This window comes from Saccharopolyspora sp. NPDC047091 (assembly GCF_040643635.1).
In the GTDB taxonomy this organism is placed as follows: Bacteria; Actinomycetota; Actinomycetes; order Mycobacteriales; family Pseudonocardiaceae; genus Saccharopolyspora_C.
On record NZ_JBEYUS010000047.1, the window covers coordinates 15,917 to 28,783 of the forward strand.

A 12,867-nucleotide genomic window follows, 5' to 3' on the forward strand; every position below is an offset into this window, starting at 1 on the left:
GAGGTCACTCGGCGGCGGCGCACTCCGGGCACACGCCGATGATCTCCACGGTGTGACCCACGTTGGAGAAGCCGTGCTCGCTCGCGATCCGCTCCGCCCACGCCTCCACCGGCGGGTCCGCGACCTCCACGGTCCGGCCGCAGTGCCTGCACACCAGGTGGTGGTGGTGCTCGGCGGAGCAGCGCCGGTAGATCGCCTCGCCCGAATCGGTGCGCAGCACGTCGATCTCGCCCGCATCGGCGAGGGTCTGCAGGGTGCGGTAGACGGTGGTCAGGCCGATGCCCTCGCCACGGCGGCGCAGCTGCTCGTGCAGGTCCTGCGCCGACCGGAAGTCGTCGACCTCGCTGAGCAGGCGGGACACCGCCGCCCGTTGCTTGGTAGCCCGCAGGCCCGGCACGCCGGCCGCGGAGCGCTCACCGGTGGTCACGCTGTCTCCGTTTCCTCGTTCTCGGGTGCCGGCCGTGCACCCCGCCCGCGCGGACGGGTCCCGGAGATCTCCTCCGCGTGCGTGGCGGCGTCCACGACGATGTGCGCCAGGTGCTCGTCGACGAGGCGGTACACCACCTCGCGCCCGTGCCGCTCCCCGTGCACGACGCCGGCGGACTTCAGCACCCGCAGGTGCTGGCTGATCAGCGGCTGGGTGACGCCGAGCGCCTCCACCAGCTCGTGCACGCACCGCTCGGCCGTGCGCAGCTGCAGCACGATCGCGATGCGCACCGGCGCGGCCAGCGCCCGCAGCAGCTCACCCGCCTCGACGAGGGTCTGCTGGTCGTGGACCGGAACCGGGCCCGGCGCCGCGCGCTCCGGCGAGTGCACGTGCTCTTCGGCGCGATCCGGGTGGCCGCTCGCCGTCCCGGCCACCGGCGCGACCTCGACCGGATCGGAGCCGGTCGATCCGGCGAGGGGATCGGGACTGACGGCGGGCATGGTGTCCTTTCCGGCGTGCCTGGCGGGCCCGCCGAACCGGCGCGCGGTCGACGGTGCTGCTGCGGAGGGCCCGAGCGCCGCGTGGACGCGGCGGTGCCCTCCACCACGCCATCCTACGGGGCGGGCGAAACGGGGAGGCACCTCGCGGGAGCGGCCCGGACCCGGCGCGATCATGCCAGCGCAGCACCCACCGGCCACACCGGACGGGTGACCGGGTGGGGCGCGATCCGGGTGGGGCCGCCGGTGCGGGCGACCTCATCGGTACGCTGGGAAACCCCAGGAACGGGACGCGTGCGTCAGGTGCGGCCTGCGCAGCATCGGAGATCGTCGGAAGCCGGACTCCGATGCCGGGAGGACCTCACCGACCCCGGGAGGTGCAGGCCCCGGAGCCCCCGACCGGAAGCGGTGGCGGGGACCGGTGCAGCGCCGGGCCCCGATCGCAGCTGAAGCCCCCGCCGAGCCCCCGACCCGCGCGGTCGACCTCGGCCCGAAGCAATCGTCGAGCCCCTCGACCTGAGATTCCGGAGTGACCGTGCCCGCCGATCAGATCGACACGATCGTCAACCTGTGCAAGCGCCGTGGCTTCGTCTTCCCGTCCGGGGAGATCTACGGCGGTACGAAGTCGGCGTGGGACTACGGGCCGCTCGGCGTCGAGCTCAAGGACAACATCAAGCGCCAGTGGTGGAAGTCCATGGTGCAGGGCCGCGACGACGTCGTCGGCCTCGACTCCTCGGTGATCCTGCCGCGCGACGTGTGGGTCGCCTCCGGTCACGTCGGTGCCTTCCACGACCCGCTGGTCGAGTGCACCTCGTGCCACCACCGGTTCCGCGGCGACCACCTGGTCGAGGAGTTCGCCGAGCGCACCGGCAAGGAGATCGCCGAGGGCGACCTGTCCCAGATCCCCTGCCCGAACTGCGGCAACCGCGGCCAGTTCACCGAGCCGCGCGAGTTCAACATGATGCTCAAGACGTTCCTCGGCCCGGTCGAGAGCGACGAGGGCATGCACTACCTGCGCCCCGAGACCGCGCAGGGCATCTTCGTGAACTTCGCGAACGTGATGACGACCGCGCGCAAGAAGCCGCCGTTCGGCATCGGCCAGATCGGCAAGTCGTTCCGCAACGAGATCACGCCCGGCAACTTCGTGTTCCGCACCCGCGAGTTCGAGCAGATGGAGATGGAGTTCTTCGTCGAGCCGGGCGAGGACGAGGAGTGGCACCAGTACTGGATCGACGCGCGCACCGACTGGTACGTGGACCTCGGCGTGGACCGGGACAACCTGCGGCTCTACGAGCACCCGAAGGACAAGCTGTCGCACTACTCGAAGCGCACCGTCGACATCGAGTACCGCTTCCGCTTCGCGGGCAGCGAGTGGGGTGAGCTGGAGGGCGTCGCCAACCGCACCGACTTCGACCTCACCACGCACTCGAACCACTCGGGCGTGGACCTGTCGTACTTCGACCAGGCCAGCAACTCCCGCTACCGTCCCTACGTGATCGAGCCGGCGGCGGGCGTGGGGCGTCCGATGATGGCCTTCCTGGTCGACGCCTACCACGAGGACGAGGCGCCGAATGCCAAGGGCGGCGTGGACAAGCGCACCGTGCTGAAGCTGGACCGCAGGCTGGCGCCGGTGAAGGCCGCGGTGCTGCCGCTGTCCCGCAACGCCGAGCTGTCCCCGAAGGCCAAGGACCTGGCCGCGCAGCTGCGCCGGAACTGGAACATCGAGTTCGACGACGCCGGTGCGATCGGCCGCCGCTACCGCAGGCACGACGAGATCGGCACCCCGTTCTGCGTGACGGTGGACTTCGACTCGCTGTCCGACCACGCGGTGACCGTTCGCGAGCGCGACACCATGTCCCAGGAGCGGGTGGCGATGGACAAGCTGGAGGAGTACCTCGCCGTCCGCCTCATCGGCTGCTGAGCGGCCTCTACTGGAACGAGCCCATGTCTGAGACCGGTACCGCCCCCCGAGGTTCCCGCACCGGCAGGGTGCTGCGCCGCACCGCGCTCGGTGCGGTGCTGATGGTGCTGCTGCTGTTGGGCGGTACCGGTTTCCGCGTGTGGCAGGTGGCGCGCAGCGACGACCGCCGCCCGGTGGACATGATCGTGGTGCTGGGCGCCGCCCAGTACCACGGCAAGCCCACCCCGGTGCTGCGCGCGCGGCTGGAGCAGGCCTTGGAGCTCTACAACGAGGGCCTGACCGAGCACGTGGTGACCGTCGGCGGCAGCCAGGTCGGCGACGAGTACACGGAGGCGGAGACGGGCAGGCTCTGGCTGGCCAAGCAGGGCGTGCCCGAGAACAAGATCACCGACGTGGAGACCGGGGCGGACACCCTCGGCAGCATGAAGGCGGTCGCGACCCTGGCGCGGGAGCGGGGCTGGAGCTCGGCGTTGATCGTCAGCGACCCGTGGCACTCGATGCGCGCCCGCACGATGGCCGGTGATTTCGGGCTGGATGCGTGGGCGTCGCCGACCCGGTCCGGGCCGATGGTGCAGACGCGGGCGACGCAGTTCCACTACATCTTCCGGGAGACCGGCGGCCTGCTGTACTACCGGCTGACGCACGCCCCGGCCGAGGTCCTCAGCGACCGCTTGGGCTGATCCGCGGTTCACCGCCCGTTGCCGCCGCGTTCGCGCTGGCCGGGCGGGATGAGGCCGTAGGCTGGCGCGGTGAGCGACTTGTGCCCCGGCTACGACGAGCACGACCTGGCCCGGTCGTCCCCCGAGGCGCCGAAGGCGGCCTTCCCGGGCGCGTACCGGGAGGCGCGCAGCCCGTTCGCCCGGGACCGCGCGCGGGTGCTGCACTCGGCGGCGCTGCGCAGGCTGGCGGGCAAGACGCAGGTGATGGGCCCGGAAGAGGGTGACGTGCCGCGCACCCGGTTGACGCATTCGCTGGAGGTCGCGCAGATCGGCCGCGGCATCGCGGTCACATTGGGCGCGGACCCGGACCTGGTGGACACGGCGGGGCTGGCGCACGACATCGGCCATCCGCCGTTCGGGCACAACGGTGAGCAGGCGTTGGACGAGCTCGCCGACGCGTGCGGCGGGTTCGAGGGCAACGCCCAGACCTTGCGGATCCTGACCAGGCTGGAGCCGAAGCTGCCGGGGGAGCCGGGCGAGGGCAGCGGCCTGAACCTGACCCGCGCCTGCCTGGACGCGGCGACGAAGTACCCGTGGCCGCGGCGGCCGGGGCAGGTGAAGTTCGGCGCCTACTCGGACGATCTCGCGGTGTTCGGCTGGATGCGCCAAGGCGCGGTGGGGGAGCGCCGCTGCCTGGAGGCGCAGGTCATGGACTGGGCCGACGACGTGGCCTATTCGGTGCACGACGTGGAGGACGGGGTGCACTCGGGCCGCATCTCGCTGCACGAGCTGTCCCGGCCGGAGGAGCGTGCGGAGATCGTGCGGCTGGCCGCGAAGCACTTCTGGGCGGACGGCGACGCGGGTGAGCTGGACGCGGCGGCGGGCGGGCTGGCGGTGCTGCCCGCGGTGGCGGCGGTGGCGGACTACGACGGGACCCTGTCGGCGCAGGTGGCGTTGAAGCGGTTGACCAGCGAGCTGGTCGGCCGGTTCACCTCGGCGGCGGTGACCGGCACGGTGGAGGCGTTCGGCGCGGGGCCGTTGACCCGGTACGCGGCGGACGTGGTGGTGCCGCGCGAGGTGGCGGCCGAGGTGGCGGTGCTCAAGGCGGTGGCGGTGCACTTCGTGCTCAGCGATCCGCGCCGGTTGCGCGAGCAGGAGCGGCAGCGGGAGCTGCTGGCGGACTTGGTGGCGGCGCTGGCGGCGCGGGCTCCGGAGTCGCTGGACCCGGCGTTGGCCCCGGTGTGGTCGGCGGCGGCGGACGACGCGCAGCGGCTGCGGGTGGTGCTGGACCAGGTCGCTTCGCTGACGGATGCGCAGGCGGTGGCCTGGCATGCACGCCATGTACTCAGGGGTACTAAGACTCTGTGAAATAGGTCCGATCGGGGGGTGGATACCCCCGGTTGTCCGGCATAGTGTTCACGCAGAGTGTCGGCCGTTCGGGACCCCCGACCCGAACGGCCGACTGCTGTGCAGGTGGCGCGAACCCCGACCCGTCCCCGCGCCGCAGGGAGAGCCTCGATGCCGAACCGGCACTACATCCAGAAGCTCGTCGTCGACGGCGAGCCGTACGTGAACACCGACAACCTCGCGGACTGGGTGAACGACCTGCGCTGGCGCGACCCCGAAGCCCGCCGCGCCGCCGAGTACATCGCGCAGGAACTGCGCCTGATGGGCCTGTCGGACATCGAGGAATCGGTCAGCTGAAAGTCGCCAGGAACGGCCCGGACCGCGATCGGAGTGGCAGACTCGGCGGGGGAGATCTTCCCGGAACCGCCGCCGCGCCGAACGGAGTCCACCCGGCCGTGACCGAGCACCTCGACTTCAGCCTGGCCCTGCACCACCGGCTCGCCCCCGCCGCGGACCGATCGTTCACCTGGTCGCCGTACTCGGTGGCCAGCGCGCTGGGCCTGGCCGCCGCGGCCGCGGCGGGCGACACCCGGGACGAACTCCTCAGCGCGCTGCGCGCCACCGATCCGGCGGCCGTGCGAGCGGCCCTGAGCCCGGCCGCGGAACTGCCCGCGACCGGTTCCGCCGAGCCACCGGTGCTGGCGGTGGCGAACACGCTGTGGGCGCACGACGGTCTGCCGGTGCGCGAGGAGTTCCTGCGCACCCTGGAGCAGTGGCCCGGCAGCGCCGTGCGCACCGCCCCGTTCCGCGCGGACCCGGACGGCGCCCGGCGGCTGATCAACGCCGACGTGGCGGAGACGACCCGCGATCTCATCCCGGAACTGCTCGACCCGGGCACCGTCGACCCGGACACGGTCGCCGCCCTGGTCAACGCGCTGTACCTGAAGGTGTCCTGGCGGGAGGCCTTCGACGCGAAGCGGACCGCCGAGCAGCCGTTCCACGCCCCCGGCGGGCAGCGGTCGGTGCCGACGATGACCACCACCCGCAGCCTCGGCCACGCCGCGGTGGGCGGCTGGCAGGCGATCACGCTGCCCGCGGCGGGCGGTGCGGAGGCCGTGGTGCTGCTGCCCGACGAGGACCTCACCACCGCGGAACCGGCGTTGGGCGCGGCGGAGCTGGACGCGCTGCTGGCGGCGCGCCGCGACCGGCGGGTGGAGCTGTTCCTGCCGCGCTTCGACGTCACCGCGGAAGCGGAGCTCACCGAACCGCTCGGCGCGCTCGGGGTGCGGACCGCGTTCACCCCGGGTGCGGACTTCAGCGCGCTCACCGAGGCGCCGCTGAAGATCTCCGCGATCGTGCACCAGGCGGTGCTGCGCGTGGACGAATCCGGCCTGGAGGGCGCGGCGGCGACCGCGGCGATGATGCGGCTGACCGCGATCGTCCGCGAGCCGGACCCGATCCGGGTGCGGGTGGACCGCCCGTTCCTGTTCCTGGTGCGCCACCGCGAATCCGGCGCCGTCTACTTCCTGGCCCGCGTCACCGACCCGTCCTGATCCGAGGTGGACCGGTCCGTTCGCCCGGCGCGGACGGGCCGCCCACCTGTCACGTTCGGGGACGGTCCCCCGTCCCGGTGGTGAGCCGCCCGCATCCGGCGGGCCGCGAACCTCCGGGAGTGACCATGCCGCGGATCGAACGCCTGCCCGCTCGGCGGGCCGGCCTGCTGACGAAGCTCGCCTACCGCTACGCCCGCCGCCGTTTCGGGGCGGTGCCGGACCCGATGGCGGTCCTCGCGCACCACCGGGGACTGCTGCTGGCGTCCTGCGCCGCGGAACTGGCGGTGGACCGCGCGGCCCGAGCGCTGCCCGCGAGCCTGCGGGAGCTGGCCGTGTTCCGGACCGCGACCCGGATCGGCTGCTCGTGGTGCGTGGACTTCGGCACGATGCTGCAGCGGAACGCAGGCCTGGACGTGGCGCGGCTGCGGGAGATCGACGAGTACCGCACCTCGCCGCGGTTCTCCGAACTGGACGGGCTGGTCATCGAGTACGCGGACGCGATGACCGAGCTGCCGGTGCGGGTGACCGACGCGCAGGTCGCGGAGCTGGACCGCAGGCTCGGCCACCGCGGCCTGCTGGAGCTGACCTACCTGATCGCGCTGGAGAACCAGCGCACCCGGCTCAACCACGCGCTCGACCTCACCGCGCAGGGCTTCACCTCCGGCGAGGCGTGCCGGGTGCCGATGCCGTGACGCGCGGGCCGCGCCCCTCGTCGGGCGGCCGCGTCCCCGTTCGACGGCCGCGTCCCCGTTCGGCGGGCGCGGCTTTCGTCACGAACCGAACGCGGCCGGGTCGAGGTGCGCGAGCTTGGCCGGGCTCACCAGGTCGTGCAGCTCCGCGATCCGGTCGCCGTCCACGGTGAACACCAGCACCCGCCGCGCCGAGGTGCGCCCGGTCGGATCGGCCGGATCACCCGGCACGAACACGCCGAGATCACCGTTGACCAGCACCGGGAACGACCCGGCCAGCGACGCGATGCCGTACTTGGCGACCAGGCCCAGCAGGAACCGGGAGATCTTGTCCGCGCCCACGACGGGCCGCCGCGCGGTGGCCGCCTCGCCGCCGCCGTCGCCGTAGAGCGCGGCCCGCGGGTGCAGCAGCCGGGTCAGCTCCGCCACGTCGCCGCTGGTCACCGCGGCCATGAACCGCTCGACGACCTCCTGCTGGCGGGGTAGCGGCGCGGGCGGCGGGGTGCCGTCGGCGAGGGACCGGCGCGCCCGGGACGCGTACTGGCGGGCGGTGGCGGCCGGGCAGCCCAGCAGGTCGGCGATCTCGCCGAACGGCACCTGGAAGCCGTCGTGCAGCACGAACGCGAACCGCTGCTCGGCGGGCAGGTCGTGCAGCAACCGCAGCGCGGCCATCCGCAGTTCCTCACGGCCCGCCACCACGTCCTGCGGATCGGGCGCGCCCAGCGGGCTCACCACCGGTTCGGGCAGCCACGGCCCGACGTACCGCTCCCGCCGGTGCGCGGCGGACCGCACCTTGTCCAGGCAGAGCCTGCCGACGACGGTGCTCAGCCAGGCGCCGAGGTCGCGGATCTCACCGGGCTCGCGGGCCAGCCGCAGCCAGGCCTCCTGCACCGCGTCCTCGGCGTCGGCGAGCCCGCCGGTGAGCCGGTAGGCGAGCGCGACCAGCCGCGCTCGGTGGGCGTCGAACTCGGCGGCGAGTTCCGGACCGGCGTTGGTCATGCGCCGATTGTGCTCCCTGCGGGGACACCCGTCGGTGTGTCGTGCGCGACGCCTAGACTGGCCGGGTGGCTGGAAGGATCCGAGATAGCGATGTCGCCGAGGTACGTGACCGCATCCGGATCGACGAGGTCGTCGGCGAATACGTGGCGCTGCGCAACGCCGGCGGCGGTGCTCTGAAGGGCTTGTGCCCGTTCCACGACGAGAAGACCCCGTCGTTCAACGTGCGCCCGAGCCACGGCACCTTCCACTGCTTCGGCTGCGGTGAGGGCGGCGACGTCATCGCCTTCCTCATGAAGTCCGAGCACCTGGGTTTCGTCGAATCCGTGGAGCGGCTGGCCGACCGGGCCGGGCTGCAGCTCACCTACGAGGGCGGGACGCCGGGCCCGAAGCGGGACCGCGGCACCCGCGCGCGGATGGTGGAGGCGCACCGCCTCGCCGCCGAGTTCTACGCCGAGCACCTGCGCTCGGCGGAGGCGCTGCCGGGCCGCGAGTACCTCGCCGAGCGCGGTTTCGACGAGGCCGCCGCGATCCGCTTCGGCTGCGGTTTCGCCCCGTCCGGCTGGGACAAGCTGACCAAGCACCTGCTGGGCAAGGGCTTCGAGCTCGACGAGCTGTACAAGTGCGGCCTGTCGAAGGAGGGCAGGCGCGGCCCGCTGGACCGGTTCCACCGCAGGCTGCTGTGGCCGTTGAAGGACCTGGCCGGCGACGTGGTCGGTTTCGGCGCGCGCCGCATCCACGACGACGACCCGATCGAGGCGAAGTACGTCAACACCTCGGCCACCCCGATCTTCAACAAGTCGCAGGTGCTGTTCGGCATCGACCTGGCCAAGCGGGAGATCGCGAAGCGGCACCAAGCGGTGGTCGTCGAGGGCTACACCGACGTGATGGCGATGCACCTGGCGGGCGTGCCGACGGCGATCGCGTCCTGCGGGACGGCGTTCGGTGACGACCACATCTCGGTGCTGCGGCGGCTGATGATGGACGACAACGCGTTCCGCGGCGAGGTCATCTTCACCTTCGACGGGGACGCGGCCGGGCAGAAGGCGGCGCTGAAGGCGTTCGACGGCGAGCAGCAGTTCGCGACCCAGACCTACGTGGCGATCACCCCGGACGGCATGGACCCGTGCGAGCTGCGCCAGGCCTCCGGGGACACCGCGGTGCGGGACCTGGTGGCGCGGCGCAAACCGCTGTTCGAGTTCGCGATCCGCAGCCTGCTCACCGAGTACGACCTGGATTCGGTGGACGGCCGGGTGGAGGCGCTCAAGCGCACCGTCCCGCTCGTGGCGCAGATCAAGGACGTGGAGCGCCGCGACGGCTACGCGGTGCAGCTGTCCGGCTGGGTCGGCTGGAACGACGAGAACCAGATCGTGCGCCGGGTCCGCGAGTCCGCGGGCGCACCGGCGAAACCGCAGCGCCGCCGCGTGCAGCGCAATCCCGACCAGGGTTCGCTGGGCATGGACGTGGAGCTGCCGCCGCGGCCGCGCCGGGACGATCCGCGCTGGTGCCAGCGGGAGACGTTGAAGCTGGCGTTGCAGGTGCCCGCGCTGTCCGGCCCGGTCTACGACTCGTTGCCGGAGGAGGCGTTCACCGAACCGGTCTACGCCGAACTGCACCAGGCGATCGTGGCCGCGGGCGGCACCATGTCCGGCCTGTCCGGGGCGGGGCTGGTGGACGCGGTGGGCCGCGAGTGCCAGGACGAGGTGACGCGGCGGCTGCTCACGCTGCTGGCGGTGGAGGCGCTGGACACGAAGTCCGAGGAGGACCCGCGCTACGTGGCGGGGGTGATCGCCCGGCTGCAGGAGATCATGGTGGGGCGCCAGATCGCGGACATCAAGTCGCGGGTGCAGCGCACCTCGCCGACGGAGAACCCGGACGAGTACAACTCGCTGTTCGGCGACATGCTGGCGCTGGAGCAGTACCGGCAGTCGTTGCTGCACCAGGCTTCGGGCGCGTTGTGATGACCTGGCTGCGCCGGTTCGCCGCCCGGTTGTCCGGTACCGCCGAGGTGCCCGCCGACTTCGCCGGTGCGCTCCGCGACGACGAGCGGGTGCTGGCGGTGGCGCGCGCAGCGGACGGGCCGCTGGTCGCCACGCACCTCGGGTTGTGGTTGCCGGAGGGCCGGCTGCTGGGCTGGCACCTGGTGAGCAAGGCGACCTGGCGGGACGGCGTGCTGATCGTGGTCGAGGCGGTGGAGTCCGGGGCGGCCGGAGACGCGGTGCTGCTGCGCGACCTGCGCCCGCTGCGCCTGCGGCTCGCCGAACCGGGGACGCTGCCGGAGATCGTGCACACCCGGGTGACCGAGTCGATCCGCAGCACCGAGCACCGCGAGCTGCCCGGCGGCGGGGCGCGGTTCGTGCAGCGGAAGGTGCCGGGCCGCAACGGGCTGGTGCTGCAGGTGCGCGCCGACCCGGGCACCGACGAGCGCTCGCTGGCCCCGGTGGCGGCCGAGGTGGCGGAGCGGCTGCACCGGACGTCGCGCTGAGCCCTGCCGCCTCCGCGGTGCGCGACCCTGGACAGCTTCACAGTACGGTCGTACTGTTTCCGGTGTGTGGGATCCGCAGAAGTACCTGTCGTTCAGCGAACAGCGCGATCGCCCCGCGCACGACCTGCTGGCCCGCGTGCCGCAGCGGTCCGCCCGCCGCGTCGTCGACCTCGGCTGCGGCGCCGGGAACCTGACCCGGCTGCTCACCGACCGCTGGCCCGGCGCCGCGGTGGAGGCCACCGACTCCTCGCCGCAGATGGTCGAGGCCGCGCGCGGCAACGGCGTCGACGCCCGGCTCCAGGACGTGCGGGACTGGCGGCCCGAGTCGGACACCGACGTGGTGCTGTGCAACGCGGTGCTGCAATGGGTGCCCGAGCACGTCGAGCTGCTGCGCGGCTGGCTGCCCGCGCTGCCCGCGGGCGCCTCGTTCGCCTTCCAGGTGCCCGGGAACTTCGAGTCCCCGTCCTACCGCGCCATCCGCGAGGTGCTCGCCGAGCAGGGGTTGGACGTCGACGGGCTGCTGCGCACCGATTCGGTGCTCGCCCCCGCCGAGTACGCCGACGTGCTCGCCGACCTCGGCGCCGAGGTCGACGCCTGGGAGACCAGCTACGCGCACCGCCTCAGCGGACCCGACCCGGTGCTGGAGTGGGTGACCGGCACGGCGCTGCGCCCGGTGCGCGCCGCGCTGGCCGAACCGGACTGGCAGCGGTTCCGCGCCGCGCTCGCCGAGCGGCTGCGCACCGACTACCCCGCGCGTCCCGACGGCACCACCTGGTTCCCGTTCCGGCGGATCTTCGCCATCGCCCACCGGCCCTGAGCGCTCGACCTGCGATGTTCTTGAACGGAGGGGGGTGTGAACGGGCTCGGGACGATGCGCTAGAGTAGTTCCCGTCAGCGCGAAAGAGAGCTGATGGAAATCGAATATTCCTCCGTAGCTCAATTGGCAGAGCATTCGGCTGTTAACCGAAGGGTTACTGGTTCGAGTCCAGTCGGAGGAGCTTCCCGGATGAAGCCCCAGGTCACAGGCCTGGGGCTTCATCCGTTTTCCGTCTTGGGCCGCGAATCCGCACTGCGATGCGTGATCGACGATGCCGCTGCCTTCACTCGAAGGTGTGCACCCGATGAGCGGCGCCACGCCGAACCAACCTCGGCACGCCGGCGCTGATCCCGTGGATCACCGCCGGGTGCGCAGCGGTGCGGGAGTGATCTCGGATGGGTGCCGACGAGTTCCGCGGCCGGGTCGCCGTCGTGACCGGCGCGGCCCGCGGGCAGGGCCGCTCGCACGCGGTGCGGCTGGTGCCGGCTCGTCTCCGGCGAGGCCCGCTACGTCACCGGCATCGCGCTGCCCGTCGACGCCGGGTTCGGCGTGCGCTGAGCGGCTAGACCTTCCGGGCAGCGCGATCTTGCCCGAAAGTACGACCTCGTCGTGGACTCCGAGGTGATCTCGCGGCCGCCGCCGATCCCTAGGTTCGCAGGTGACCGGACACCGATCACCCAGGAGGAAGACATGGTCAAGCCCGGCAAGGCGGCGCTGCTCGGCACGGCGGGGGCGATCGCGCTGACCGCGGCGTTCACCCCCGCGGCCTCGGCGATCATCGGCGGGCACGACGCCACGGCGGACTACCCGTTCATGGTGAGCGTGCAGAAGGACGGGCACCACTACTGCGGCGCCTCGCTGATCAAGCCCGACTGGATCGTCACCGCCGGGCACTGCACGGTGAACCTCGAACCGCAGCAGCTCTCGGTGCAGATCGGCGACCACGACCGCACGAAGGGGGAGACGGCGAAGGTCACCGAGGTGATCGCGCACCCCGACTTCTCCTACGAGCCGTTCCACGACGACGTGGCCGTGCTGAAGCTCGACCACCCGGTGCGGGCGCAGCCGATCGGGCTGGCCGCCGACGCCGGTCCGGCGGGCACCCCCACCCGCATCCTCGGCTGGGGCATGACCTGCGAGGACGGCAGCGAATGCCCGGACGTGCCGACCGTGCTGCAGGAGCTGGACACCGAGCTCGTCGCGGACGACCGGTGCAGCGAGAACTACGACCCGGCGAACGAGCTGTGCACCGACAGCCCCACCGAGGGAGCGCAGGCCTGCATCCTCGACTCCGGCGGTCCGCAGCTGAAGGGCAGGCCGGGGCAGTGGGAGCTGATCGGGGCGACCAGCCGCGACGGCGACGCCGACCCGAACTGCGCCAGCGGACCCGGTATCTACACCGACCTCACCGCGCACCGCGACTGGATCGAGCGCACCACCGCGGGCTGAGCCGTCGGCGGGCCGGTCGTGCCGCGG

Annotated in this window: 13 protein-coding genes and 1 tRNA gene; 11 read left to right on the plus strand and 3 right to left on the minus strand. The window is 72.6% G+C overall.

All coding sequences use genetic code 11. The features are described from left to right. Positions 1–4: 4 nt before the first annotated feature. Positions 5–427 (minus strand): Fur family transcriptional regulator, encoded by a 423-nt coding sequence (locus ABZ805_RS19650; protein ID WP_358442087.1) that lies wholly within the window; start codon positions 425–427, stop codon positions 5–7. After that, on the minus strand, positions 424–927 hold the full coding sequence (locus ABZ805_RS19655; RefSeq protein ID WP_358442090.1) for a metalloregulator ArsR/SmtB family transcription factor: 504 nt from the start codon (positions 925–927) through the stop codon (positions 424–426). The genes ABZ805_RS19650 and ABZ805_RS19655 overlap by 4 nt, the downstream gene beginning before the upstream one ends. 532 nt (positions 928–1,459) lie before the next feature. On the opposite strand from ABZ805_RS19655, the gene ABZ805_RS19660 reads away from it, so the two are divergent. From ABZ805_RS19660 to ABZ805_RS19685, 6 genes are all read left to right on the plus strand, one after another. Beyond that, positions 1,460–2,845, plus strand: a complete 1,386-nt coding sequence (locus tag ABZ805_RS19660; RefSeq protein WP_358442093.1) for a glycine--tRNA ligase — start codon at positions 1,460–1,462, stop codon at positions 2,843–2,845. A gap of 23 nt (positions 2,846–2,868) precedes the next feature. Beyond that, positions 2,869–3,525: a YdcF family protein gene (locus tag ABZ805_RS19665; RefSeq protein ID WP_358442096.1), complete on the plus strand. Its 657-nt coding sequence runs from the start codon at positions 2,869–2,871 to the stop codon at positions 3,523–3,525. A gap of 78 nt (positions 3,526–3,603) precedes the next feature. Next, positions 3,604–4,872, plus strand: a complete 1,269-nt coding sequence (locus tag ABZ805_RS19670; protein ID WP_358442175.1) for a deoxyguanosinetriphosphate triphosphohydrolase — start codon at positions 3,604–3,606, stop codon at positions 4,870–4,872. 150 nt (positions 4,873–5,022) lie between these two features. Then, positions 5,023–5,208: a hypothetical protein gene (locus ABZ805_RS19675; RefSeq protein WP_224959429.1), complete on the plus strand. Its 186-nt coding sequence runs from the start codon at positions 5,023–5,025 to the stop codon at positions 5,206–5,208. A 98-nt stretch (positions 5,209–5,306) separates the two neighbouring features. Next, positions 5,307–6,404 (plus strand): serpin family protein, encoded by a 1,098-nt coding sequence (locus ABZ805_RS19680; RefSeq protein ID WP_358442099.1) that lies wholly within the window; start codon positions 5,307–5,309, stop codon positions 6,402–6,404. 125 nt (positions 6,405–6,529) lie between these two features. Then, on the plus strand, positions 6,530–7,096 hold the full coding sequence (locus tag ABZ805_RS19685) for a carboxymuconolactone decarboxylase family protein (RefSeq protein ID WP_358442102.1): 567 nt from the start codon (positions 6,530–6,532) through the stop codon (positions 7,094–7,096). A 78-nt stretch (positions 7,097–7,174) separates the two neighbouring features. Here the strand turns inward: ABZ805_RS19685 and sigJ are convergent, their stop codons facing one another. Continuing rightward, complete coding sequence (gene sigJ / locus ABZ805_RS19690) at positions 7,175–8,092, minus strand: RNA polymerase sigma factor SigJ (protein WP_358442105.1); 918 nt, start codon at positions 8,090–8,092, stop codon at positions 7,175–7,177. A 65-nt stretch (positions 8,093–8,157) separates the two neighbouring features. On the opposite strand from sigJ, the gene dnaG reads away from it, so the two are divergent. The 5 genes from dnaG (at position 8,158) to ABZ805_RS19715 (ending at position 12,840) form a co-directional block, all read left to right on the plus strand. Continuing rightward, positions 8,158–10,050 (plus strand): DNA primase, encoded by a 1,893-nt coding sequence (gene dnaG / locus ABZ805_RS19695; protein WP_358442108.1) that lies wholly within the window; start codon positions 8,158–8,160, stop codon positions 10,048–10,050. Continuing rightward, positions 10,050–10,574 carry a hypothetical protein gene (locus tag ABZ805_RS19700; protein ID WP_358442110.1) on the plus strand — a complete coding sequence of 175 codons (525 nt, stop codon included), beginning with the start codon at positions 10,050–10,052 and terminating at the stop codon, positions 10,572–10,574. Before dnaG ends, ABZ805_RS19700 begins: the two co-directional genes overlap by 1 nt. A gap of 64 nt (positions 10,575–10,638) precedes the next feature. Beyond that, positions 10,639–11,391 (plus strand): trans-aconitate 2-methyltransferase, encoded by a 753-nt coding sequence (locus ABZ805_RS19705; protein ID WP_358442113.1) that lies wholly within the window; start codon positions 10,639–10,641, stop codon positions 11,389–11,391. A 108-nt stretch (positions 11,392–11,499) separates the two neighbouring features. Further along, positions 11,500–11,572, plus strand: a tRNA-Asn gene (locus tag ABZ805_RS19710). 509 nt (positions 11,573–12,081) lie between these two features. Continuing rightward, positions 12,082–12,840, plus strand: coding sequence for a serine protease (locus ABZ805_RS19715; protein ID WP_358442116.1), 759 nt, complete (start codon positions 12,082–12,084; stop codon positions 12,838–12,840). Positions 12,841–12,867 lie beyond the last annotated feature (27 nt).

What these genes read in the sequence shown, in the direction of transcription:
- ABZ805_RS19665 (WP_358442096.1), top strand. Translation starts at nt 2,869, where the DNA reads ATGTCTGAGACCGGTACCGCCCCCCGAGGTTCCCGCACCGGCAGGGTG.
- sigJ (WP_358442105.1), bottom strand. Translation starts at nt 8,092, where the DNA reads ATGACCAACGCCGGTCCGGAACTCGCCGCCGAGTTCGACGCCCACCGA.
- ABZ805_RS19700 (WP_358442110.1), top strand. Translation starts at nt 10,050, where the DNA reads ATGACCTGGCTGCGCCGGTTCGCCGCCCGGTTGTCCGGTACCGCCGAG.
- ABZ805_RS19715 (WP_358442116.1), top strand. Translation starts at nt 12,082, where the DNA reads ATGGTCAAGCCCGGCAAGGCGGCGCTGCTCGGCACGGCGGGGGCGATC.
- ABZ805_RS19655 (WP_358442090.1), bottom strand. Translation starts at nt 927, where the DNA reads ATGCCCGCCGTCAGTCCCGATCCCCTCGCCGGATCGACCGGCTCCGAT.
- ABZ805_RS19685 (WP_358442102.1), top strand. Translation starts at nt 6,530, where the DNA reads ATGCCGCGGATCGAACGCCTGCCCGCTCGGCGGGCCGGCCTGCTGACG.
- ABZ805_RS19675 (WP_224959429.1), top strand. Translation starts at nt 5,023, where the DNA reads ATGCCGAACCGGCACTACATCCAGAAGCTCGTCGTCGACGGCGAGCCG.